At 71.6% G+C, this 24950-nt stretch carries 17 protein-coding genes; 7 read left to right on the forward strand and 10 right to left on the reverse strand.

Annotated elements, in window-relative coordinates; all coding sequences use genetic code 11:
• Positions 1-232: 232 nt before the first annotated feature.
• Positions 233-1807 (forward strand): helix-turn-helix domain-containing protein, encoded by a 1575-nt coding sequence (locus tag ABD691_RS10355; RefSeq protein WP_344679345.1) that lies wholly within the window; start codon positions 233-235, stop codon positions 1805-1807.
• 64 nt (positions 1808-1871) lie between these two features.
• Here ABD691_RS10355 and ABD691_RS10360 read toward each other — a convergent pair whose 3' ends face one another.
• From ABD691_RS10360 to ABD691_RS10375, 4 genes are all read right to left on the reverse strand, one after another.
• On the reverse strand, positions 1872-2801 hold the full coding sequence (locus ABD691_RS10360; protein WP_344679346.1) for a hypothetical protein: 930 nt from the start codon (positions 2799-2801) through the stop codon (positions 1872-1874).
• A gap of 503 nt (positions 2802-3304) precedes the next feature.
• On the reverse strand, positions 3305-4294 hold the full coding sequence (locus tag ABD691_RS10365) for a helix-turn-helix transcriptional regulator (RefSeq protein ID WP_344679347.1): 990 nt from the start codon (positions 4292-4294) through the stop codon (positions 3305-3307).
• Positions 4295-4338: 44 nt separating this feature from the next.
• Positions 4339-5019, reverse strand: coding sequence for a TetR/AcrR family transcriptional regulator (locus ABD691_RS10370; RefSeq protein ID WP_344679348.1), 681 nt, complete (start codon positions 5017-5019; stop codon positions 4339-4341).
• Positions 5020-5880, reverse strand: a complete 861-nt coding sequence (locus tag ABD691_RS10375; protein ID WP_344679349.1) for an SGNH/GDSL hydrolase family protein — start codon at positions 5878-5880, stop codon at positions 5020-5022.
• A gap of 227 nt (positions 5881-6107) precedes the next feature.
• Between ABD691_RS10375 and ABD691_RS10380 the strand changes: the two genes are divergently transcribed.
• Positions 6108-6992, forward strand: coding sequence for an NmrA family NAD(P)-binding protein (locus tag ABD691_RS10380; protein ID WP_344679350.1), 885 nt, complete (start codon positions 6108-6110; stop codon positions 6990-6992).
• A 56-nt stretch (positions 6993-7048) separates the two neighbouring features.
• Here the strand turns inward: ABD691_RS10380 and pcaB are convergent, their stop codons facing one another.
• Positions 7049-8464, reverse strand: coding sequence for a 3-carboxy-cis,cis-muconate cycloisomerase (pcaB, locus tag ABD691_RS10385; protein ID WP_344679351.1), 1416 nt, complete (start codon positions 8462-8464; stop codon positions 7049-7051).
• Entirely contained in the window at positions 8464-10422 is a 1959-nt protein-coding gene (locus ABD691_RS10390) for an FAD/NAD(P)-binding protein (protein WP_344679352.1), read from the reverse strand. The genes pcaB and ABD691_RS10390 overlap by 1 nt, the downstream gene beginning before the upstream one ends.
• A gap of 405 nt (positions 10423-10827) precedes the next feature.
• On the opposite strand from ABD691_RS10390, the gene ABD691_RS10395 reads away from it, so the two are divergent.
• Positions 10828-11313, forward strand: coding sequence for an NUDIX domain-containing protein (locus tag ABD691_RS10395; protein ID WP_344679353.1), 486 nt, complete (start codon positions 10828-10830; stop codon positions 11311-11313).
• A 107-nt stretch (positions 11314-11420) separates the two neighbouring features.
• Here the strand turns inward: ABD691_RS10395 and ABD691_RS10400 are convergent, their stop codons facing one another.
• The 4 genes from ABD691_RS10400 to ABD691_RS10415 are packed head-to-tail and all read right to left on the reverse strand — an operon-like array spanning position 11421 to position 14620.
• Positions 11421-12713: a UDP-N-acetylglucosamine 1-carboxyvinyltransferase gene (locus ABD691_RS10400; protein ID WP_344679354.1), complete on the reverse strand. Its 1293-nt coding sequence runs from the start codon at positions 12711-12713 to the stop codon at positions 11421-11423.
• Positions 12714-12717: 4 nt separating this feature from the next.
• Positions 12718-13323: an RraA family protein gene (locus ABD691_RS10405; RefSeq protein WP_344679355.1), complete on the reverse strand. Its 606-nt coding sequence runs from the start codon at positions 13321-13323 to the stop codon at positions 12718-12720.
• Positions 13320-13958: an RraA family protein gene (locus tag ABD691_RS10410; protein WP_344679356.1), complete on the reverse strand. Its 639-nt coding sequence runs from the start codon at positions 13956-13958 to the stop codon at positions 13320-13322. Before ABD691_RS10410 ends, ABD691_RS10405 begins: the two co-directional genes overlap by 4 nt.
• Complete coding sequence (locus ABD691_RS10415) at positions 13955-14620, reverse strand: RraA family protein (RefSeq protein WP_344679357.1); 666 nt, start codon at positions 14618-14620, stop codon at positions 13955-13957. Before ABD691_RS10415 ends, ABD691_RS10410 begins: the two co-directional genes overlap by 4 nt.
• Positions 14621-14707: 87 nt before the next feature.
• On the opposite strand from ABD691_RS10415, the gene ABD691_RS10420 reads away from it, so the two are divergent.
• The 4 genes from ABD691_RS10420 to ABD691_RS10435 all read left to right on the forward strand — a co-directional run bounded on the left by ABD691_RS10420 (position 14708) and on the right by ABD691_RS10435 (position 24950).
• Positions 14708-15613 (forward strand): LysR family transcriptional regulator, encoded by a 906-nt coding sequence (locus tag ABD691_RS10420; RefSeq protein WP_344679358.1) that lies wholly within the window; start codon positions 14708-14710, stop codon positions 15611-15613.
• Between the two features lie 82 nt (positions 15614-15695).
• Complete coding sequence (locus ABD691_RS10425) at positions 15696-17087, forward strand: 3' terminal RNA ribose 2'-O-methyltransferase Hen1 (protein WP_344679359.1); 1392 nt, start codon at positions 15696-15698, stop codon at positions 17085-17087.
• Positions 17087-19645, forward strand: a complete 2559-nt coding sequence (locus ABD691_RS10430) for a polynucleotide kinase-phosphatase (RefSeq protein ID WP_344679360.1) — start codon at positions 17087-17089, stop codon at positions 19643-19645. Before ABD691_RS10425 ends, ABD691_RS10430 begins: the two co-directional genes overlap by 1 nt.
• Before the next feature lie 103 nt (positions 19646-19748).
• A complete protein-coding gene (locus ABD691_RS10435) occupies positions 19749-24950 on the forward strand; it encodes a HEAT repeat domain-containing protein (protein WP_344679361.1) in 5202 nt (1733 codons plus the stop codon).

Genomic DNA, 24950 nt, shown 5'->3' on the forward strand with positions numbered 1-24950 from the left:
ACCTATCGGTAGGTTATTGGTATGACGAATACGTCATTCGTCCGCAGGAGTTGGGCCAACCTCCCTATTTTCGTTCCGGCGCGCGAGAACCTCGCACCCGGAACCGGTTCTTACTTATACTCTGCGCCGCATTCTTGAAGCACTACTTCATTTGGGGGTTTGTGGTGCACTGGGGAGACAGCGGCGTCGACTCCGCGCCCGGAACCCGAACCGGCATTGAGGAGACGACGAGGTGACCGACCGCGTGCAGAACACGACGAAGGCGACCAAGCGGGCGGGGCTGGCCCGCAGCAGACGGCTCGCCGGGCACACGCAGGGAGGTCTGGCCGCACGGCTCGGCGTCGACCGCTCCACCGTGGCGCGCTGGGAGAGCGGAGAAGCCTCGCCGGGGCCGACCCTGCGGCCGAAACTGGCTTCGACACTGGGAATCACGCCCTACGAGCTGGACATCCTGTTATCCAGCGGCGGTATGGACGTGATCGGCCCGCTGCGCGGCGAGATGGTCGCCAGCATCGCCGAGCCGCCTGCCGCCGGTTCCGCTCCACTGTGGTCGCGCGGAGCCGAGCGCACCGCGCTCGCGATGCGCCGGCGCGGCGCCGGGTTCACACAGGACAGTCTCGCGCACGAGATCGGCGTGGCCCGTTCCACCGTGATGCGCTGGGAAAGGGGTCTGGTCGTCCCGGCGCTGCCGCAACAGCGGCGACTGGCGCGGGCGCTCCAGATCACGACCGCCGAACTGTCCACATTGCTCGGTGTCGCCGAGAACGCGGCCGGATCTCGCACCGAGTCGGGCACTGACGTCGTGGAGGAACCCAACGCCGTCGGATCGGTGCTCGCCACCGCCAGGGTTCTCCGGGAGGAGATGGCGGCGCTGATGGCCACCGGTGCGGAGGACCGGCTCAGCGGGCTGGAGGACACGGTCGACAAGCTCCGCCGCGCGCACGTGCGCTCGCGCGCGATGGAGACCGTCTTCGCCCTGGTACCGGTGCTTTCCGAGCTGCGCGCCCGGGTCCGCGACCACCACAGCAGCCGGGTCGTGCGGCGCTTCCAGCACGCCACGGCCATGTCGGCGACGATGCTCGCCGACGCGTTGTTCCGGCTGGGCAAGGCGGACGAGGCGCGCGGCTGGCACCGGGTGGCCCGCACCGCCGCCGACGGGAGCGGCGACCCGCAGATGCGCGCGCAGGTGCGGGCGCAGCAGGCGATCCTCACCTACTACACGGGAGATCTCAACGCCACGATCGGCCTGACGGCCCAAGCCCAGGCGATCATCGGCGACCGCCCGTCCCCCGCGGCCGCGCTGGCCTCCGCGGCGCAGGCCCGGGCGCTGGCCAGGATGGGCAACTGCGAGGCCGCGAAGGAAATGATCGTCGACGCGCGGCGGCGCTACGAGCAGCTCGACGAGCAGCCGGGCGACGACGTCTTCGCCTTCCCGGCCAAGCGTCTGTTCCTCTACCTGTCGGGCGCGCTGTCCAACCTGGGCTGCGTCCGGTACGCGCCCGCCGTCCAGGACAAGGGTCTGCGGCTCTACGCGGCCGAACCCGACACCTTCGGCATCGACCCGATGCTGCTGCGGTTCGACCAGGCCGTCTGCATGGCCCAGGCAGGCGAGCTGGGCTCGGCCGCCGCGCACGCCAGCGCGCTGCTCACCGACGCCGAGGGCGACGGTGACCGCCTTCCGCTGGCGCTGATCCGCGCCGCCGACGTCGCGACCGCGATCGAAGCCAGGGAACGCTCGCTGCCGGACGTCAACGAGCTCCGCGAGCTCATCGCGCACCTCGCTTCCGCACCGGCCCAGGACGACTGACCAGTGTGGACGGAGGGCTTCCGGGCCGTTGCCGCGCAACGGATCGGAAGCCCTCCCGCTCGCGTCAGGCCGTGACGCTGGGAGCCTTGTCCTCGTCGTCGGACCGGTCCTGCTCGGCTCCGCCCTTGGCCTTGCCCAGGATCGCCAGGACCGCGATGAGGGTCGCCACCACGACCACGCCGACGGCCGACACCGTCGAGCCGTCGAGGGCGAACAGCGCCTGCCCCCGGAACGCCTGCCAGGAGACCACGGCCAGCACACCGGCGTAGCCGAGCGAGACGGCGACGACCAGGCGGGTCCGCGTGCTCTGCTCCCGCAGCAGCGCGTACCGCGCGGCCATCGCCTGCAACGCGATGGCCAGCAGCGGGAGCACCTGGAGGGCGTGGATGCCGACGAAGTGCGGGACCCGCAGGTCGCCGCCGACCTCGTTCCACCCGGTGACCGGCAGCGCGGACTGCCCGTCCGGCACCCCGACGCTGTGCGCGCCGATGTAGGGCGAGTGGCCGGTCGCCTCCATCACCGCGGCCTGGTCCGGGGTGGGCGTGACCATCACGAACCCGTAGGTCATCCCGGCCACCGCGAGCAGCACGCCGATGCGGATCGTCCAGGCCAGCGGACGGTCGATCAGCCGCTGGCGCATCAGCAGGAACCCGATGACCAGCGTCACGCCCCACAGGACGACCGAGCCGACCCCCATCGCCAGCAGGATGTTGGCGTCCAGCGGCGAGGAGAGGTTGAAGTGGCTCTTGGTCCCGCGCGCCGCCTGGTAGGTGATCAGCACGGTCTCCAGCAGCAGCGCGCCCGCGATGAACGTGCCCATCCACCACAGGGTGCGCTTCCAGCGCGGGAAGAGGCTGAGCATCCAGGCGAGCGTGATGCCGTACAGGCCGTTGGAGATCGCGAACTTCAGCGGCTTGTGCCAGGCCAGTTCCCCGGTGACGAGCCGCTGGTCGGCGAACAGGCCGACGACGCTGATGACCAGCGAAACGGCCATCACCCACGTACAGAGCACCAGGGGGCGGTGCCACTCACGGATTCCGCGCGGGAAAACTCCCCCGCCGGAACTAGTTCTTGAAGATTCTTCGACGGAATCAAGCGTCGGCATCTCAACCTCTTCATCGGAATGGCTTGCACGGTGGCCGGTGCCGCCGCCACCCACCGGGGCGCCGCACGCCCCGGTGACCAGCGATCAGCCCCTCCACCTGGGACAACGCCCGCTCCACGCGGCGGAACGACGGAGACGGGGCAGGTCCGCGCACCATGCGACATTGCCCGCATCAAGGGTTCCCGACACCACCACTCCCGACAACAGCATCGATCATGCATTTTTGCCGCATTCGGGGTGCATCCGCGGTCGGCAAATTGACCAATACCGCAAACGCAGGCAAATTCCACCGTAGCCGGAAAAATCGGAACATGACAAATTCCGATCCGATTCGGAATTCGCTCTCAGGCCGCCGGGAGCTGGACCGGGTAGTCCGGCTCGTCCGGCCGGCGTTACGGGGTCCCGCCGAGTCCCCGTTCCCCTTCGCCGCGGGAAAATCCGCCCGCTGCCTCGGCGATGCGACCGGCGAGCTCGCGCGAGGCCGCGATCAGCTCCGCCGGCGCCTCGATGGTGTAGGGCACGCCGACCGCGGCGAGGGTGGCCGCCAGCCACTCCCAGGATTCGGCGCCGGTGAGGTAGCGGCAGCTGGTGCCGTCGATGGCCTCCAGCGACCCGGCCTCGGCGATCAGCCGGTCGGAGACCACCTCGACCGGCGCCGCGAAGCGCACCACGCCGCGCCGGGCGGTGCGCAGGAACCGCGCGCTGTCCTGGACGAAGCTCACCGGGTCGTCGGCGGGCAGCTCGCGCGGGGCGAAGGTGGTGCCCGGCGCGGTGAGCGCGGCGATCCGGTCGATGCGGTAGGTGCGCCAGTCGGCGCGGTCGCGGTCCCAGCCGAGCAGGTACCAGCGGCGTGCGAACAGCACCTGCCGGTACGGATCGACCCGGCGTTCGGTGCGCTGCCCGTCGCGGCTGGTGTAGTCGAATCGGACGTCCTGGTGCGTGTGCGCCGCCGTGGCGAGCAGTTGCACAGTGCGCAGATCCACCGCGTGAGTGGCACGGGAGCTGGTCTCGGTCGCGGCGGTCAGCGCCTGGATCCGGGGCCGCAGCCGCGTCGGCACGACGCGTTCGAGCTTGCTCAGAGCTCCTTCGGCCGCATCGCCCACCTGGCTCAGCGCGGCGGCCCGCAGCCCGACGACGGTCGCGACCGCCTCCTCGTCGGTCAGCAGCAGCGGCGGCATGGCACGCCCCGCGACGAGCTGGTAGTGACCACCCGGCCCGCGCGTCGAAGACACCGGATAGCCGAGGTCGCGCAGGCGGTCGAGGTCGCGCCGCAGCGTTCGCGGGGACACGCCCAGCCGCTCGGCCAGCTCCGCGGCGGGTCTGCTCCGGCCGCTTTGCAGCAGCGACAGCAGTTCCAGCAGCCGTGTGCTCGGATCGGTCATCGGACTCAGGCTAGTACTCCAGCGGTGGTTCGCGATCTTCAGCGTCAGTCGGCTTTCTCGCCGAAGAGAACGAGGACCGTGGTGATGAAGAGCGGTTCCAGCTCGGGGATCGCCTCGGCGCCCTTGGCGTAGAGGCAGTTGCGGATCCGGTCCGCCATGCCGCCGACGAGGAGGTCGAAGGCTTCGTCCTCCAGCTCCGGCCGGCTCGGATCTTCACGGCGTACGACGCCGTTGTACGTCAGCCGGTACAGCTCGGCGATGCGCGCGGCGTACCTGCTGTTCAGCGCGGCTACCTCGGGGCCTGCGGCCAGGGCCTCGATCAGAAAGGTCCAGGTGGCCTTGGGCTGCGACGCCAGCAGCTTCAGGTAGGCGCGGATCGTGACGCGGAGACCAGTCCGCCAGTCGGTGTAGGGGACTTCCCGGAGCGGACCGGTCACCTGGCTGAGCGGCACCTCGGCGCCCTCCCGGAACGCCGCGAGAAAACAAGCCTGCTTGGTGGCGAACTGGCGGTAGAACGCCTCCCGGGACGTACTGGCGCGCTCCACGATGTCACCGATCGTGACCGACGCATACCCCTTCTCCGCCGTGGTCTCCAGGAACGCGACCAGGATGCGGGCGCGCTGGGATGATTCCACCTCTTCCCTGCTGAGTCCGTGCCTGCTGGGCAACCGCTGCCCGGCCTTCGCGAACGCCTGGAGCGCCGAGGGAACGGATCGCTGGGTCATCTACCGGTGCAGCGCCGCCAGGACTTGGCGGGCCTGGTTCTGGGTGCCTTGGAGGTTGGGGTGAATGGGGGCGGACGGAGAGGTGGGCAGCAGTCCCTCGACCCACTTCACACCGGGCAGCGCACACAGGTCGTGCCCGATGCTGCTGGTGTAGACGTCCACGTACGTGGCGCCGTGCGCCGCGGCCTGCTGAGCGAGCACCGTGTTGAGCAGCTTGGTGGCGTCGCGCAGGTACGGGGCATCGCCCGCGGAGATCGGGATCGCCGGCCAGCAGCCGGACCCCGACTCGGGCATCAGCGCCGGGTAACCGACCAGCAGCACCTTCGCGCGCGGCGAGCGCTGGTGGATGCCGTCGAGCACCGCGCCGACCTTGGGACCGACCTTGTGGATGTCGGCGGCCAGCCGGTCGGTGCCGCCCCGGGTGTAGTGGTCCTTGCACGGCGACCCGACGGGCTGGAACGCGCCCATGGAGCCGCAGGTCATCACGACTCCGGCGAACGGCACGTCATTGCCGCCGATACCTACGGTGACCAGCTCGGTGTCAGGTTTGAGCGCCCCGAACTGCGGGGGGTTCATGGTCGGCAGCTGGAGTCCGGTCATGTCCACTGTGGTCGCGCCGCCGCAGGTCACGTCGGTGAGCGAGGACGGCTTCAGCTCCTTGGCCACCAGCGACGGGTAGTTGTTGTCGGATCGCGTGCAGTTCAGGCTCACCTGGTTGGGAACACCGGACGCCGAGGAGAACGAGTCCCCCAGGGCCACGTAGGAGGCGTACTGGTCGCCGGCCGAGGCGATCGAGTTGGTGGCGACCACACCAGCCGTGATCGCACCAACGGCGGCGAGCGCACCGATGATTCTGCGCATGATCAGTCCATTCCGCTGCTCGGAGAATCATGAAGAACATGATCGTTCTTCAAAATCGTTGTGGTTCTCCATAAGCGGTGGCAAGCGATTGGTCCGCGTGCTGTCGATCTCTGAACGACGGTGACAAACTCGCGCCGAGCGGCGTGTCAGTGCCGCACAAGAGCGGCTGGAGCACCAACCGGGATTGTGGCCGGGATCTGACCACAATCCTCCGTAGCGTCCTCGGTATGACACACGCGAAGATCGTCGTTACGACGCCCACCGGGCACGTCGGGTCCCGGGTCGTGCAACTGCTCCTGCAAGCGGGCGTGCGCCCGACGCTGCTGCTGCGCGATCCGGGGAAGCTCGACGCCGCGATCCGGGACCGGGCCGACGTCGTGCAAGGCGACCAGGGCGACGCCGATTTCGTCGTCCGCGCGACGCGGGGCGCCGATCGGCTCTTCTGGGTCGACCCGCCCACACCGGATGACGACCCGGTCGCCGGTTACGCCCGGATGGGCGCCAACGCTGCGCGGGCGGTCCGGGAGAACGGCATCGCGCGGACCGTGTTCCTCAGCAGCACCGGTGCGGAAAAGCGCCACGGCGCAGGTGAGATCGACGGGCTGGCCCGGACCGAGGAACTGCTCAACGCCACCGGAGCGAGCGTGCTTCACTTGCGGTGCGGCTATTTCTTCACCAATTTGCTGATGGATGCCGAGTCGCTGCGCGAGGGCGTGCTCCGGACCACCTGGCCGCTGGACTACCCGATGCCGTGGGTCGATCCCCGCGACATCGGCGATGTCGCGGCCGCGAGCCTGCTGGCCGACGGGTGGACGGGCAGCCGCGTGCAGGCCGTGCACGGACCGGAGGACCTGACTTTCCCGCGAGTGGCGGAGATCCTGAGCCTGGCTCTCGGGCGACCGGTGCGGGCGGAACGCATTTCCGATGACGAGTTCCGCACTTCGCTGCGGGCAGCCGGTCTGAGCGAGGGACAGGTCGAGGGGATCGTCGGGATGAGCGTTGGCCTTCGGGAGGACTTCGTTCCCGAGGACCCGCGGAGCTTCGTCACCACGACACCGACTTCTCTGGCTGGTTGGGCGCACTCGCTTCTTCGGGCGTTGCTCGGCACGTGACCCGGGGTGCCGGTCGCTTGGGTGGGACAAGCGACCGGCACCGGTTCAACCGCCGCTCAGGCGGTCGTCTTCTCGTACCGCTGCAACGCCCGGTCCACGAGCCGCTCCGCCGCACCGAGGTAGCCCTCCGGGCGCAGCAACTCCGCCGGCGACAGGTCGTCGAAGGACACCGCCTCCAGCTCGGGCGCCTTCGCCAGCAGCTCGTCGAACGTCCCCTGCCCTTCGGCCGCGGCGTGGGCGATCCGGGTCAGCAGCCGCTTCGCCTCGCTCTTGCCGATCAGCGGGGCGAGCCGGGCGCCGAGGCGTTCGGCAACGATCGTGCCGCCGGTCAGGTCCAGGTTCTGCCGCATCCTCGCGGTGTCGACCTGGAGGCCCGCCGCCAGTTCGGCCGCCGTGGCGGCGGCGCCCGCGGTCAGCCGCAGGGACTCCCGCAGCGGCTGCCACTCCGCGTGCCAGGCGCCCGGTGCGCGCTCGTCCTCGGCGACCATCGACGCGGCCAGCACCGAGGTGAGCGCCGGGACCTGGCGCGCTGCCGAGATCACGAGCGTGGCCAGCACCGGGTTGCGCTTCTGCGGCATGGCCGAGGACGCTCCGCGGCCCTCCTCAGCGGGCTCGGCCAGTTCCGCGACCTCGGTGCGGGCCGCGCCCTGCACGTCGATGGCGAACTTGCCCAGTGCGCCGGTGGTGAACGCCAATGCCGCGCCCAGGTCGGCGACCGGGGTGCGCAACGCGTGCCACGGCACCACGGGCTCGGCCAGTCCGACCTCGGCGGCGAACTCCGACACCAGGGCGACGGCGAGCCGGGCGGGATCCTCCCCGGCACGGGCGCTCGGCGGCAGGGCCGTGTACTCGGCGTAGGAGGCCAGAGTTCCCGCGGCACCGCCGAGTTGCGCGGGCAGTTCCCGGCGCACCCGGCTCAGCCGTTCGACCGCGTCCAGCACCAGGTTCAGCCAGCCCGCGGCCTTGAGCCCGAAGGTCGTGGGAACCGCGTGCTGGGTCAGCGTGCGCCCGGCGACCGGGTCGCCGCGGTGCCGCCGGGCCAGCTCGGCGAACGCCGAGGCCGTGGTGCGCAGGTCGCCGACGATGCCGTCCAGCGCGTCGCGGGCCAGCAGCATCATCGCCGTGTCCAGGACGTCCTGGCTCGTTCCGCCGCGGTGCACGTACTCGGCGGCGACCTTCGACTCCGTCGCCACCTCGGCGACGAGCGCGCCCACCAGACCGACCACGGGGTTGGCCGCCTGCCGGGCCCGCACGGCCAGCCCGGCCAGGTCCAGCCGTCCCGCGCGGGCCGCCGCGGTGATCGGCGGCACCGCGTCCTGCGGGATGACCCCGAGCCCGGCCTGCGCGCGGGCCAGCGCGACCTCGACGTCGAGCATGGCCTGCAGCCAGGCCTCGTCGCTCAGCGCCGCGGCGGCGGGGACACCCGCCCACGTCGGCGCGAGCAGTCCGGCGTCGGTTCCGGGCGTCGGCATCACTTCTTCCTCCTGCCCACCGCGATCCGGGTGTCGGTCGAGCCCCAGTGCGCGATCGCCAGCGCGCGCCGGGCGATCGCGTCCGCGTCGGAGAGGATCACCGAGTTCACCCCCGGCCGGATCCCCGCGGCGGTGACCCAGTGCACGGCCTCGGTCGGCACGCCGTAGGCGAACCGGCGCGGGTTCGGCGATCCGTTGGCGTCCACCAGGTGGTAGGGGCGCCCGGTCACCGCGATCCCGCCCGTCTCGTAGACCTGCGTCGACCCGTCCGGGATCCGGTACGGCCGGGCGCGGCCTTCCCGGAACAGCTTGCCCAGCAGCGGATCGGTGCTGGCCCGCATGTCCACCTCGGGCAGCCGGGCCTCGATCACCGAGCGCACCCGGACCGGTTCGCCGCCCATCACGTCGGAGTCCACCAGGAACCCGGCCCCGTCCGGCGCCGGGTCGACCCGCATCTCGGGCCCGACCACGTGCAGCACGCCGGACTCCATCAGCGCGATCATCTCCTCGATGCGCCGCGCGGGCGGCCCCACCGACAGGTAGGCGTTGAACGGCGTGTACCACTGCTGGACTTCCTCCTGGTACGACCGCCCGGTGATGCCGCCGTGGTCCACCACGAGCCGGATCTCGTTGCGCAGGTCGCGCAGCACGTCCAGGGCCGCCTTCAGCGGGCTGCTGACGTTGCCCCGCCGCGCCTCGGCGTGGTCGCCGCGCAGGTAGCCCACCAGCCACCGCTCGAACTCGGCGAGACCGCCGAACACCCGGTCCCCGTAGGGGCGGGCGATCCGATCCCACTGCCAGCGGCGCTCGTCGGCGATGCCGAACAGGTCCAGCACGGCGTTCTCGGCGGTCTGGCCAGCGCCTGCGGCGATCACGTAGTGCTGCTCGAAGTCGGCCACGTCGGCGGCGGAGCGGTGCTCGGCCAGCAGTGCCGAGTAGTACACCAGCCGCACTTCGAGGTCGATCAGCGGCCACACGTCGGCGCGGAACTCCACCGGCAGACCGGCCTGGCGGCAGCGCTGGAAGTGCTCGATCACCTCGTCGGTGAGGAAACGCGGCACGTGCCGCCCGAACGCGCCCTTCTCGTTCTCCCCGCGCGCGTGGTACGGCACGCCGCGCCGGGATCCGGCGTAGAGCACCGGCTCGCGCCCGGACGGGCGGTAGATCAGCCTGCCGTCCTCCCGCGTGAACCTGCCGCCGCGTTCCTCGGTCAGCAGGATCATGTAGTCGAAGAAGTTAAGTCCGAGTCCGCGCAGCGCCACCCCTTCGCCCGGCCGGATCGCGGAGAGGTCGACCTCGGCCGGGTTCTGCGGGCCGACGTAGACCAGGTCGTTGCGGGTCGCGAAGTCGCTGAGCCGCTGCTGGCGCTCGGTCAGCGGCATCGGGACGTGCCCCTGCGCGAGCACCACCGCGTCCAGGTCGGTGAGCGCGGTTCCGTCGTCGAACCGGACCAGCTGCAACCCGCACTCGCCGTCTTCCAGGCTGATGGCGGTCTTGGGGTGGACGTGCACGGTGACGTGCTCCGGCGAGTGGTCGGTCAGCCGCCGCAGCACCCAGTTCAGGTAGTGCCCGTAGAGCGCCCGCGACGGGTAGGAGTTCGGCCCGAGCTGCGCGGCTTCCCTGCGCACCTGCTCGTCGAAGTCGTAGGTGGGGTCCATCGCCACCGCCGAAGCCCATTCGTGCAGGCTCGGCCCGGGGTCGACCGGCCCGACGCAGTCGACGGTCTCGTCGGTGAACATGGTGATCTGGGAGGCGATCGTGTTCATCAGCAGCCGCCCGGACTGCGACGTCGCCCAGACCCTGCCACCCCGGCCCGCCTGCGGATCCACGATGTGCACGTGCAGGCGCTTGGGCGGCTCCTCGACCGCCGAGACGTTCGCGCAGAGCCGCTCGGCCACCGAGAGGCCGCGTGGACCGGCGCCGATCACGCAGACGCTGGTCGCTCCTGTCCGGCCCACCAAAACCAGGTTCCGGTCACGGTGTTGCGGCCGTTCGAGTTCCATGGTTTTCAGGTTCACAGTCGTCCTCGCTCCGAGCTGCACGGCTGGTACCGGCCGGGTCAGCGCCCGGCAGTGGTCGCCTTACAGATTCCCGCGTCCGCCCGCCGAAGACATCACGATTTCACGTGACTCTGCGCGGAGTTGCCGCCCCGCGCGCCAGGGGTGGGTTCCTGATCACGTGTCCTCGTGATCAGGAACCCTTTGGGGTGAGTGGAAAACACGATCGGACCATCCGCACCACCAGATGGCCGATCGCGCGAAACATTGTCCACAGAGGATGTTCTTGGAAGACCCGGCGGGGCCGGGTACGTTGGGCAGCAGCCGGACACGTCGTTTTCGGGGAAAGTGATGGGCGATTCGCCGATGCCAACCTATCCGTCGCCGTCGTGGCACGCGAAGCTGCCCGGCTTTCCCGCGTCCGCCGGGGTGCTGATGCTCGGCGCGAACGGCGCGCTGCTGATGGTGAAACCGACGTACAAGCCGTGGTGGGAGATTCCGGGCGGGGTCGTGGAGGCAGGCGAGTCACCGGCCGAAGCGTGCCGCCGCGAGGTTCGGGAGGAACTGGGGCTGGACCGGCGCCCGGGCAGGCTGCTGTGCGCCGACTGGGTTCCGCCGGAGCGCGGGATGCGCCCGATGCTGGCGTTCGTGTTCGACGGCGGAGTGGTTCCCGACGACCAGCGCGCGTCGCTGCGCCCGCGTGACGAGGAGTTGGAGACGCTCGCCTTCGTGCCGGTGGGCGAGGTCGCCGAGCGGGCCTCGCCACGGCTGGCGCGCCGGATCTCCAGCGCGCTCGCCGGGCGCGACTCCGGGACCGCGCTGTACCTGGAGGACGGGGCTCCGGCGCTCTGAGGCGGGTCGACCAAGCCGCGAAAGACCACCTCAGCCCGCTCGGCGGTACCGACACCGCAACCGCTCCCGAGCGCGGCGTCGGCGCCGGCTCCCACCCCGCCGCCCGGTCAAGTCCGCACGAGCTCCTCGGCCGAGTTCACCCGCATGATCGAAGCCCCCATGCCGTTGAGCGCGTCGATGAGCCCCCCGTGCCCCCGGTACAGGTGCCGGAGCCCGGAAACGCGGGACTCCCCCTTCGCCGCCAGGGCGGCCAGCAGCAGTGCGGTGCAGCACCTGATGTCGGTGGCCGCGACCGCTGCGGGACGCAGCTCGCTCACGCCGGTGATCACCGTCGCGGTGCCGAGCTCCTCGACGTCGGCACCGAAGGCGCGCAGGCCGTCGAGGTGGGTGGCCCGGCGCTGGTAGACCCGCTCGACGATCCGCGAGCGGCCGTGGACCAGCGACAGCAGGCCGGTGGTCGGCGGCTGGAGGCCGGTCGGGAACTGCGGGTGCGGGCCGGTGACCACGTCCACCGGCGAGAGCCGCCCGCCGCGCACCAGCAGCCCGTCCGGCCCGCTGATCAGCTCCGCGCCCATCCGGGTCAGGGCGTCGGCGAACCCCGGCGTCAGCACCGCCTCCCCGGTCCTGGCCAGCACCACCTCTCCCCCGGTGATCAGCGCGGCCAGCGCCAGCGTCCCGGCCTCCAGCCGGTCCGGGGCGACGACGGTGTCCACCGTGCGCAGTTCGGCGACGCCGCGGATGACGCAGCGGCGCTCGGACATCAGGACGATGTCGGCGCCTGCCCGGTTGAGGCAGTCCACGATGTGGATCACTTCGGGCTCGATGCTGATGTCGGTCAGCACGGTCGTCCCGCTCGCGATGACCGCTAGGAAGATCGCCGTCACCGTCGCGCCCAGGCTGGGCCCGTGCGGGGTGTCCATCGACATCGCGAACGCGCGCGGCCTGCCGCCGGGCAGCACCGCGTCGACCACCCCGCCAGGGAGCAGCTCCAGCTGTGCCCCCGAGCGTTCCATCGCGCGCAGGTGCAGGTCGACCGGCCGGTCGCAGAACTGGTCACCGCCGGGCAGCGGGAACCGCACCCGGCTGCGGCGCGCCAGCACCGCGGCGGCGAAGCAGGCGGTCGGCCGGATCCGGCGCCCCAGTTCGGGACGGATCTCCCGGCCCGTCCTGGTGTCGGCGGCCACCTCGAACGTTCCCGCACCGAGGGTCACCGGCCTGCCCAGCTCGCTGACGATCTCGGCGCACACCCCGGTGTCCACAATGGCTGGTGCATTGTGGATGGTGAGGCGTCCGGGCATCAGCAGCCCTGCGGCGTAGAGGTGCAGTGCGATGTTCTTCGAGCCCTGGAGGGTGCAGCGGCCGCGCAGCGGGTGCCCACCGGAAACGACGATGGTCGACACGCCGTCACCGCCCGGTGGTTTCGAAGTCGTACAGGTCGAGCGTGGTGCGCCCCATGCGCAGTTGCTCCATGAATTCGTTCTCCTTGGCCACACGGGCGTCTGCGCGGTCGAGGATCTGATCGATGTCCGCCGAGGGCAACGCGACGACGCCGTCGACGTCAGCGACGACGAGGTCGCCCGGGCGCACCACGACACCGCCGACCACGACGGGCTTTCCGAACACACCGGGAAAGTCCTTGCGGGTGCCCAGGATCGAGTTGTTCCGCGAGAAGACCGGGAAACCGAGCGCCTCCAGCTCCGCGGTGTCGCGGACACCGCCGTCGATGAGCAGCCCCGCGATCCCGCGCTGCTGGGCGGCGACCGCGAGAACTTCGCCCCAGTGCCCGAAAGCGGCCCCCTCGAAGTCGGCGACCAGGACGGCCCCGCGCGGGGCGTGGGGCACCGCGTGGTGCAGCGCGAGGTTGTCGCCTCCGGCGCCCTGCACCGTGAAGGCGGGCCCGCACAGCCTGGCTCCACTCCAGACCGGCCGCAGCCGCGGGGAAAGGACGATGTCGAGCCCGGACGCCTCGGACAGCGTTGCGCTGGAGTGCCCGCGCGCGCGGTCGTTCATGAACGCTCCTTCTGGGATTGCAGCGAGTGGTAGCCGTGCGCGGCGCGCGCCTCGGCGAGCGTGGCGCCACCGCGGACGGCCTCGACGATGGCCTGTTCGGTGCGGTCGACGTGCTGCGCGATGTCGACGACCTCGTCCCAGCGGGCGGCCGGTACGACCACGGCGCCGTCGTCGTCGGCCACCAGGACGTCGCCGGGGTCGATGACGGCCCGGCCGATGGTGACCGGTGCCTGGACCGCGGACACCCGGACCCGGTCCTTGCCGGTCCGCATGAACCGCGAGGCCGACCAGATCGGGTAGCCGACAGCGGTCGCCACGGCCACGTCGCGGCAGGTCCCGTTGATGACGGTCCCCGCGATGCCGCGCGCGTGGGCGGTTTCGCTCATGATGCCGCCCCACACCGTGCAGTCCGTGCGCCCGGCGTTGTCGATCAGCATCACCATGCCCGCGGGAACGTCGTCGAGGAAGTCGCCCACCGTGCCGCCGGTCTCGCCGACCGGCTCGTAGGTCACGGTGAACACCGGCCCCACGGCCCGCTGTCCCCGGCCGAGTGCTCCGATTCCGTGGAGCTGTCCGGGAATCCCCAGCGAGTCGAGGGCGTCGGAGATCGACGCGGTCGACAGGTCCGTCCTCATCGCGTCAGCTCCTGCGCTCCGGCGAGGCGGGCGTCGTGCATGGCGGTGGAGAGGCGGGCGCTCCCGCGGACCTCCAGCGCGATGGCGCGTTCCCGCGCCGTGATCGCGGCGGCGATCCCGACCACCTCCTCGGCGCGCGCTCTCGGGACCACGGCCAGCCCGGTCTCGTCCGCGATCACGACATCGCCCTGGTGGACCGTGAGACCGGCGATGGCGACCGGCTCACCGCAGCTGCGCTGCTGCAACCTCCCCCGCGCCGTGGCCGGGATCGCGCCCCGGGCGAAGATCGGGAACCCCAGGTCGCGCGCCTCTGCGATGTCGCGGCACACCCCGTCGGCGACGACGCCGCGCGCGCCGCGCTGCACCGCGCCGAGGCTGAGGATGCCGCCCCAGCACGACACGTCGGTGCGGCCCTGGTTGTCGACCACGATCACGCTCTCGCTGTCGGAGGTCTCGACCGCCGTGGTGGCGATGTGGGCGCCGGCGGGACCGGAGCCGCGCGGTTCGAGCCCGACGGTGACGGCGAACCCCACCACCGACGCCGTTCCCCAGATCGGCCGGATGCCCCCGACGCCCGCCGGGAGCCCGAGCTGGTCGAGCGCGTCGCTCACCGCGGCGGAGTCGACCGCCGCGTAGCGGTCCAGGAGGGACGAACTGCTCATAGCCCCACTTCAGCAGGGGGCGGATATATTGTGAATGTCTGATTCGCTATCTCAGTAAGAGGTCCTACATATCGTGAGTGGCATATCGTGATCGAGACGCGGCAGGCCCGGTACTTCGTCGCGGTCGCCGAGGAGCTGCACTTCGGCCGGGCCGCGGAACGGCTGCGGATGTCCCAGCCACCGCTGTCCCAGGCGATCAAGCAGCTGGAGCGGGAGCTGGGGTGCGAGCTGCTGCACCGCACCCAGCGCTCGGTCGCGCTCAGCCCGGCGGGCCGGGTGTTCCTGCAGCAGTGCCGGTCGCTGCTGCGCCAGGCGGAGGAAGCCGAGAGCGCCGTCCGGCACGCGGCCACCGGCCGCGGCGGGCGGCTGTCGCTGGGCGCGGTGCCCTCGGCGTTCTCGTGGCCGCTCCCGCTGCTGCTCAAGCGGTTCCACGACGCCGTGCCCGACGTCGAGGTCCGGATCCAGGAGATCGACACGCACGAGGCCGCGACCGGCCTGCTGGACCGCACCCTGGACTGGGCGATCGTGCGCCAGACCGCACCGGTGCGCGGAACCGCGGCGACCTCGCTGTTCGTCGACCGGTTCGTCGCGGCGCTGCCCGCGGGCCACCCCGCCGGGGGCACCACCGAACCGCTGGACCTGGCCGACCTGTCCGGCGAGGTGTGGGTGTGGCTGCACCGGCACATCTCGCCCGACTACCACGACGCGATGGCCGCGATGTGCCGCAAGGCCGGGTTCAGCCCGATCCCCGCGCACTGGGCGCGGTCGGTGACCTCGCAGATCGCCATGATCGAGTGCGGTCTCGGCGTCACCGTCGTACCCGCGGCGGCCGCGGCGGCGCGGCCCGCGGTCCGGTTCCGGTCGCTCGGCCGCGGCGCGGGGACCATCGAGCTGACCGCGATGACCAGGTCCGAACCCGACCCGCTGGCCCGGCGGCTCACCGCGATGGCCATCAGCCTGACCGCCACCGAAGCACCACCGCCGCACATCTGACACCCGAGTCCACTGTGGATGCCCAACGCGGTCTTCGCGAAATCCGCTTCGCCGCACCGGTCGTCTGGTCCAGACTGGACGGGTGTTCGTCACGCTGACCACGACCCACGAGCCCGCGACCGACCTGGGATTCCTGCTGCACAAGCATCCCGACCGGGCGCAGTCCTTCGACGTCGCCGCCGGGACCGCGCACGTCTTCTACCCGGTGGCAGAGCCAAGCGAATGCACAGCCGCGCTGCTGCTGGACGTGGACCCGGTCGGGCTCGTGCGAGGTCGGCGCGACGACAGCTTCTCCCTCGGCCAGTACGTCAACGACCGCCCCTACACCGCGAACTCGCTGCTGGCCGTGGCGCTGGGGACGGTGTTCCGCACCGCGCTCAACGGCCGCTGCGACGCGCGGCCGGAGCTGGCCGCGACCGCGATCCCGCTGCGGGTCCGGGTTCCCGCGCTGCCCTGCCGGGGCGGTCGCGAGCTGGTCACCAGGCTGTTCGAGCCGCTCGGCTGGCAGGTCGAGGCCGACCCGGTCCCGCTGGACCCGCGGATCCCGGAGTGGGGCGACTCCCGGTACGTCGACCTGCGGCTGTCCGGGCAGCTGCGCGTGTCCGAGGCGCTCAGCCACCTCTACGTGCTGCTTCCGGTGCTGGACAACGCCAAGCACTACTGGGTCACCGAGGAGGAGATCGACAAGCTGCTGCGCGCGGGCGACGGCTGGCTGGCCGCGCACCCGGAGCGGGAGCTGATCAGCAACCGCTACCTCGCGCACCGCAAGTCCTACGTGCGCTCGGCGCTGACCCAGCTCGCCGAGTCCGACGACACCGACGCCGACGAGCTCGACAACGCCCTCGCCCCGGCGGTGGCCGACAACCCCGAGCCGCTGGCTGTGCAGCGCCGGGGAAGCGTCCTGGCAGCGCTGCGGGCCGCGGGCGCGCGGCGGGTGCTCGACCTGGGCTGCGGCTCGGGTGCGCTGCTCGGCGACCTGGCGCGGGAACCGTCCTTCACCGAGATCGTCGGTGCCGACGTCTCCGCGCGTGCCCTGGAGGTCGCGGCCCGCAACCTGGACCGGCTCCCGGCAGCCAAGCGGGAACGGGTCACCCTGCGCCAGTCGGCGCTGACCTACCACGATCCCGCTCTCGCCGGTTACGACGCGGCCGTGCTCATGGAGGTGATCGAGCACGTGGAACCGGACCGGCTTCCCGCGCTGGAACGCGCGGTGTTCGGCTCCGCGCATCCCGGTTCCGTCGTCGTGACCACACCGAACGTGGAGTACAACGTGCTTTTCGAGAAGTTGCCCGCCGGCGCGTTCCGGCACCCCGACCACCGCTTCGAGTGGACCAGGCAGCAGTTCCGCGAATGGGCGGAGGGAGTGGCCGCCCGCAACGGCTACCGAGTGCGGCTGCTGCCCGTCGGGCCGGAGGACCCCGGCGCCGGGGCGCCGACCCAGCTCGCCGTGTTCACCGCCGAGGAGGTGCGCTGATGCGGCTCGCCGTACCCGACATGGCATTGGTGGTCCTGATCGGCGCGTCCGGCTCGGGCAAGTCGACGTTCGCCGCCCGGCACTTCCGGCCGACCCAGGTGCTCTCCAGCGACTTCTTCCGGGGCCTGGTCGCCGACGACGAGAACGACCAGTCCGCGTCGGCCGACGCCTTCGACGCGCTGCACCACGTCGCGGCCAAACGCCTGGCGGCGGGCCGGATCACGGTCGTGGACGCGACCAACGTCCAGCGCAACTCCCGCGCGGCGCTGGTGTCGCTGGCCCGGGAGCACAACGTGCTGCCGGTGGCGATCGTGCTCGACGTGCCGGAGTCGGTCTGCGTGGCGCGCAACGCGGAGCGCTCCGACCGCGACTTCGGCCCGCAGGTGGTCCGCAGGCACCGCTCGGAGCTGCGGCGGTCGCTGAAGTCGTTGCAGCGCGAGGGTTTCCGCCGGGTGCACGTGCTGCGCGGGGTGGCGGAGATCGACGCGGCCACCATCGAGGTGGAGCCGCTGTTCAACGACCGGCGGGACGAGACCGGGCCGTTCGACGTCATCGGCGACGTGCACGGTTGCCGCGCGGAGCTGGAGGAACTGCTCGGCGCGCTGGGCTACCGGATCGAACGCGACGCCGAGGGCCGGGCGATCGGTGCCGCCCACCCCGAGGGCCGCCGGGCGGTGTTCGTCGGCGACCTGGTCGACCGGGGCCCCGACACGCCGGGCGTGCTCCGGCTGGCGATGGGCATGGTGGCCGCCGGGACGGCGATGGCGGTGTGCGGCAACCACGAGCAGAAGCTCGTGCGCGCGCTGCGCGGGCGAAACGTCACGATCTCCCACGGCCTGGCCGAGTCGCTGGACCAGCTCGCCGAACAGCCCGAGGAGTTCCGCAAGCAGGCCGAGGAGTTCTGCGACGGGCTGGTCGCGCACTACGTGCTCGACGGCGGGCGGCTCGTGGTCGCGCACGCGGGTCTGCCCGAGAAGTACCACCGGCGGGCGTCCCCGAAGGTGCGGGATTTCGCGCTGTACGGGCAGACCACCGGGGAGACCGACGAGTACGGGCTTCCGGTTCGCTACCCGTGGGCCAACGAGTACCGGGGCAAGGCGATGGTGCTCTACGGCCACACGCCGATGCCCGAGGCGGAGTGGGTCAACGGCACGATGTGCCTGGACACCGGATGCGTGTTCGGCGGGAAGCTCACCGCCCTGCGCTATCCGGAGCGGGAGGTCGTCTCCGTTCCCGCGCACCGGGTTCACTTCGAACCGGCGAAGCCGTTGCTGCCGCCCGAAGAGCTGCCTCCGGCTGCCGACGGCGCGGCGCGCCTCGAACCGGACGTGCTCAACCTCGACGACGTCTCCGGGCACCGGGTCGTGCAGACCCGGCACCACGGCCGCGTGTCGGTGCTCCCGGAGCGCGCCGCGGCGGCGCTGGAGGTGATGAGCAGGTTCGCGGTCGACCCGCGCTGGCTGCTATACCTGCCGCCGACGATGGCACCCACCAGGACGTCCTCGCGCGCCGACGTGCTGGAGCACCCCGAGGAGGCGTTCGCCGGGTACCGGTCCGACGGCGTGCAGAGCGTGCTGTGCGAGGAGAAGCACATGGGCTCCCGTGCGGTCGTGCTGGTCTGCCGGGACTCCTCGACCGCACCGGCCCGGTTCGGCGTCGAGGGCCCCGGATCGGTCCACACCCGCACCGGCCGTCCGTTCTTCGACCCGGAGCGGACCGGGAAGCTGCTCGCCCGGGTTCGGGACGCGGTTTCCGCCGCGGGGCTCTGGGACGAGCTCGGCTCCGACTGGCTGCTGCTCGACGCGGAGCTGATGCCGTGGAGCGCCAAGGCGGGCAGCCTGATCACGACGCAGTACGCCTCGGTCGGCGCAGCCGCCGGTGCGGCGCTGCCCGCCGCGGTGGCGGCGCTGGAAGCGGCGGCGGGGCGCGGTGTCGACGTGAGCGAGCTGCGCGAGCGGACCGCAGGGCGGGCCGTCAACGCCGAGGGGTTCCGCGACGCCTACCGGCGGTACTGCTGGCCCACCGAAGAGCTGAGCGGGCTCCGGCTCGCTCCGTTCCAGCTGCTGGCCGGCGAGGCAGCGACGTACCACGAGCGCCCGCACGAATGGCACCTGGCCGTTTCCGACCGGCTGGTGGCAGCTGATCCGGAGCTGTTCGCGCCGACCCGCAGGCAGCTGGTCGACACCACCGATCCGGACTCGATCGCGGCGGGCGTGGCCTGGTGGGAGCAGCTGACCTCGGCGGGCGGCGAGGGCATGGTCGTCAAGCCCGCCGCGAACCTGACCCGGGGCGGCAAGGGCCTGGTGCAGCCGGGGGTCAAGGTGCGCGGGCGGGAGTACCTGCGGATCATCTACGGCCCCGACTACACCGAGCCCCGGCACCTCGACCGCCTGCGGCAGCGCGGCCTCGGCCGGAAGCGGTCGCTGGCGGCGCGCGAGTACGCGCTGGGCATCGAGGCGCTGGACCGGCTCGCGCGCGGGGAGCCGCTGTGGCGGATCCACGAGTGCGTGTTCGCGGTGCTCGCGCTGGAATCCGAGCCGGTCGACCCACGCCTCTGACCACTGTGGACACCCACGGCGCGGCCGGGGTCGCTGAGCCGACCCCGGCCGCGCCCGCCGGTATTCATGAGAACATGCGCCTCACGGCTAGTGAGGAGGTCGTGTGGCACGGGGAGATGGGTCCTCCAACTCGATCAGCGGTGGTGCTGCCGGTCCGACGGTCCAGGCTGGCACGATCCACGGCGGGGTGCACTTCCACCTGGGCGTACCGGAAAGCGGCGCCTCCGTTCCGGAGACCGGACCGGTGGAGTGGTCGGAACTTCCCGAACTCCCGGTCGAGATCCGCTCGCTGCTGCACGCCCAGGTGCAGGCCGCGCACGAGCTCCCGTACCGGCTGCCCGGCGCGCGCCGACCGTCGCTGACCACGGTCTACGTGCGCCAGGAGCTGGGCAGCGGGACCGAAGAGCAGCACACCGACCAGCCGCAGCCCGCGCCGGTGCTCGACGAACGCGGGCAGCTGGTGGACGTTCCCAGCGTCCCGGTCGTCCGGCTGGCGGTGCGCCCGCCTTCCCGGACCGTGCGCGAGGTGCTGGACGGCGAGGAGCACCTGCTGATCACCGGTGGGCCGGGGCAGGGCAAGTCGACGCTGTCGTTGCGGCTGACGGCCGACGTCGCGGCGCGCTGGGCCGGGCAGGACGACGACCCGCCGCTGGCCGAACCGGTCGTCCCGCTGCGGCTCACGGCCAGGGAACTCGCCGCCCGGCTGGACCTGTCGTTCCCCGAAGCCCTCGCGGCGAGCGTGCGGGCGGAGTACGGCGCGCTGCTGCGCACGCCGGTCGACGCCCGGCTGCTGGGCGGCCGGGTCGCGGGCTGCCGGTGGCTGCTGCTGGTCGACGCGCTTGACGAGGTCGCCGACAGCGCGGAGCGGGACCGGCTGGTGACCGTGCTGGCGTCGTGGGCTTCCGACCCGGCGGGGTCGCACCGCGTCGTCGTCACCACCAGGCCGATCGAAGGTGCCGCGCTCGCCCCGCTCCAGCGGATCGGGTGCAGCCGCTACGAACTCCAGCCGTTCGACGAGCAGGCGCTGCGCCGCTTCGCCGAGAACTGGTTCGACGACGCGGGAAGCGCGCGCCGGTTCGTCCGGCAGGTCCGCGAAGCCCACCTCGACGAGCTCGTCCAGGTGCCGCTGCTCGCGACGATCGCGGCGATCATCTTCCAGCAGCACGAGGACCGCCCGCTGCCGGACAACCAGTACGAGCTTTACGAGGCGTACCTGGCCTTCCTGCTGCATGCCCGCACGTCCGGGCCGTTCGAGGGCCGGCACACCGAACTGCTGGAACACCTCGGCCGGGTCCGGCTGGAAACCGACACCTCGCTGGTGACCGCCGCGCGGGACTGGGCGCACGCGCACCTGCCCGCGAGCGAACTCCCGCCGTCCTGGCAGGAAGATCTGACGACGTTCCTGACGTCGGTCGGCCCGCTGGTCGTGCGAGGCGACGACCTCAGGTTCCTGCACCACAGCTTCGCCGAACACCTCGCCGCGACCGCCAAGGCCCGCGCGCTGCCCGAGCAGTTCGACCCCGACGACGAGGAGTTCACCGAACTCCTCCACGCGGCGCGTCCGAAGGAACACGGCCGCCACGCCCGTGCGGTGCTTCTGCACTACACGCGCCTCCGGCCGACCCAAGCAGACCGCATGGTCCGATGGCTGCACGCGGGCAACTCCGAGCAGCACCTGCTCGCCGCACGCCTGCTGGCCAAGCACGTCCCCGCGAGCACCGACGTCGTGGACGCGTTCCTGGAGACGGTGCACGGCTGGGCCATGACCACCCGCTACCCGGCGAGCGACATCCTGGCCCAGGCCAGCCGCGCGGCCCACCATCCCGCGCTGGTCCGGTGGCTCACCGACCTGATGCACGACGAGAACGCTCCCTGGCAGTCGCGAACGGAGGCCGCTGCGGCACTGGCCGTCCGGCTGCGCTGCGACCACAACGGCGACGCGCTCACGCTCCTGCGGGCGGCGGTGGACGACCCGGGTGCGGGTGTCGAGCACCGGCTGGCGGCGGCGGAAACCCTTGCGCAGTGCGGCAACGACGAACGCGAGGCCGCCGAGCGCGGCCTGCGGTCGGTGCTGTGCGATCCCGCCGCGAGCGGGGCGAGCTGCCGCACGGCGGCGGTCGTCCTGTCCGTGTTCGGGGCGCGCGCCCGGGAGGACGCCGTCGCCGCGCTGTCGGCGCTGCTGGCCGATGACCGCACACCGACCCAGGACGCGGTCGACGCGGCGACCGGCCTGGTCGAGATCGGCGTGGAGTTCTCCGAGCGCAGCGCGGAGGTTTTCCGTGCCGTGCTGCGGGATCCCGTGCAGAGCACCGCCGGCAGGCGGGATGCGGCACTCGGGCTGGCTTCGCTCGGGCCGCGGCACGTGGCCGATGCGGTGGAGGCGTTGACCGCTCTGTGCACCGACCGGCGGCACAACCTGATCGACCGGTCCGTCATGGCCGAGACTCTCGCCGAGCTTGGGCCGCAGAGCCGGGTCGCTGCGGGGGAGCTGCTGCTGGGCATGTCGCAGGAATCGGAGCTCGTAGTCGTGGGGCAGTGGTTCACCCTGGCCCGGCTCGTCCAGTGCGGCCCCAAGTACCGGGAACACGCGGCTGATCAGCTGCGTGCAATGCTCGCCAAGCACCGGGTGGTCCCGAACAGCAGCCTGTGGGCGGCTTCGTCGCTGATCGAGCTCGGTCCCGAGTTCCACGCCGAAGCCGCGCAGGAGTTCCACCGGCAGCTGACCGATCCGCTTGCCAGTCCGGGCAACCGCGTCACCGCGCTCGGCGAGCTCGCCGAGTTGGGCGAGCCCCATCGCGGCCCCGCGCTGCGGCACCTGCGTGCCGAACTGGCCGACTTCGGTGCCGACGCCCAGGCCAGATGCGACGCCGCCGCGAAACTCGTCCGATCCGGTCCCGAGTTCCACGACGAAGCTGCGGCGCATCTGGTGGTGCTCGCCCGCAGCCACCAGGATCCGCTCGTCAGCGCCCGGGCGTGGCGAGAGCTGCTCGGGCTCCGGACGACGTTCCGGGACGAGAGTATGAACTCGCTGCTCGACCTGCTCCTGTCGAAGTACTCGGACATCGGCGTGATGAACGCCGCCGTACTCGCCACCACCTCGCCTGGGGAGGACCCGCGGCAGATCGCGGACGCGCTGCGGTCGTTGCTGGCCGATACGACGCGAGAACTGCGGATTCGCGTCTCGGCGGCGCGGAGCCTCGTCTCACTCGGCCGCTCGTTTCATGGCGTGGCCGTGGAAGGAATCCGGGAGCTGCTTCGTTCCGAACTGCCGGTGGACTTCGATCTCAGCCACCCGGCCGAAGGATTCGCCGCTGCGGGCCGTGGTCACCGCGCCGCGTTGGCGGACGTGCTGAAAGCAGTGATGCACGATGCCGGAGAACCTTCCGCGCGCAGGTGGTATGCCGTTGCGGCGCTGGACGTTCTGGGATTCGCCACCGGACCGGACGTGGAGGACGTCCTGCGTTCCGTCATCGGCGACGAAGCCGCCGACGTGAAAGTGCGCCTCTCGGCGGTCGTCGCACTGGCGAGACTCGATCCCGGGTACCTCGGCGACGCCGTCACCGAAGTTCTCCAGCTCAGCGAGAACGCTCGGAGGTACATGTGGTGGGAGACCGTCATCGAGCTCTCGCGCCTCGGAGCCGAGATCATTCCGCCGCTGCGTGCACTCCTCGCGGACACGACCGCTTCCCGAAACCAACGTGAACTCGTCGCATCGATTCTTCCGGAACTGTGTCCGGACCTGACACCCGACGCAGTCGCGGAACTCCGCGACCAAGCCGAAGACGACCACCTCAGCTTCTGGTCCCGCACCGACGTGCAGGTGCGACTGGCCGAACTCGATCCCAGCAGCCGCGACGAGGTGGCAGCACAGCGCCGCACCGTGCTCGAAGACGAGAACGCGACGATCCGGGACCGATGCGAGGCCGCATACCGGCTCGCCCTGCTCAGGCCGGATCTTGCGCGGGAAGCGCTGTCCGCGCTCCGGCACTTCAGCACCGACGTGCGCGCAACGCCCGCAGAACGGGCCACGGCTGTCAACTGGCTGGGCCTTCTGTATGTCGGCAATCCGGACGACGTCGTTCAACTGGCGCTTGGCATTCTGCGCGATCCCGCGTTCAGGGCGCATCAGTTCCGCAGCCTGCTCAGGGCTCTGCCTCCCTCTCTACTACTGGATGCCGAGCGTGATCTGCTCGCGGACCGCACGGCTCCGATCGAAAGCCGGATCCCCGGCACCGGACCCCGAGCTGGGCTTGCCCTGCGGAGGGAATCCGAGACCGCCATCCGAGAGGAAATCACCGCCGCAGAAAGCCTTCCGACCGAACGCGTCGCGGCGGCAGCGGCCCTTGCCGTGCTCTCGCCACGCCACCTCGCCGAAGCCCGCGAGCTGCTGGAGCGGTTCATCCGCGAGGGCTGCGCCCCGTTCGCCGCCCGCCGGGAACTGGCGAAGCTGACCGGCGACGACCGCCAACGCGTCCTGGCCGAGGCGCGAAGCCGGTACCAGGACACGACACTCCCCCGCCGGGAACGTCGTCGGGCTTTGGCTCTCCTCCTGAAAAACTCACAACTTCCGGATCTCGCGAGCGATGAGCCTCCGGACCAGCCGGACGTCCTCTACACCCGCAGGCACGAGGACGGGCTCCGCCGGTTGAGGGCGTTGCGGGACGACGACCGGACCCGTCCCGCGACGCGGTGGAAGGCGGCCATGATGCTCCGCCCCTATGCCGTGGAAGATCGCGCAGCAGCCGCGTCCACGCTCAACGCCCTCGCCACCGACCCCGAGCAGCGCCCGGCCTTGCGCTGGCGCGTCGCCAGGGACCTCGCGAAGGTCGGGGCGCGGGGCCACCGGCTTGCCATCGACGCGCTGCACTTGATCGCCGGCGACGACGCGCTCCCCGTCACCGCACGAGCCCACGCCGCGCAGGTGCTCGGCGAGATCGCGCCCAGCCGTCGACGCGATGCCCTGGCACTGCTCGAAAGCCTGCTCACCAGCCCGAATCCCTTGCACCGGAACCGAGTCCTCCGAGCAATCGGTTTCCTGGCTCCCGCCGACGCCGTTCTGCCGCTCCGCGCGATGGCCAAGGACGAAAGCCTCGGGCCGGTCGTTCGGCTGCGCTGCGCGGGAACCCTGGTGCAGTTGCATCGCGGCTACCGGGACACGGCCGCCGCGGTCGCGCGCGAGATCGCCCTGGACGAGTCGGCCGCCCGAAACACCCGACTGCGCGCCGCACGCGCGCTCGCCCGGTGGAGCGAGGTATGTCGGGCCGAAGCGAGACAGCTGATTCACGCGCTCGTGCCGCAGCAGTGA

This window comes from Saccharopolyspora taberi, from assembly GCF_039534165.1.
Taxonomy (GTDB): Bacteria; Actinomycetota; Actinomycetes; order Mycobacteriales; family Pseudonocardiaceae; genus Saccharopolyspora_D; species Saccharopolyspora_D taberi.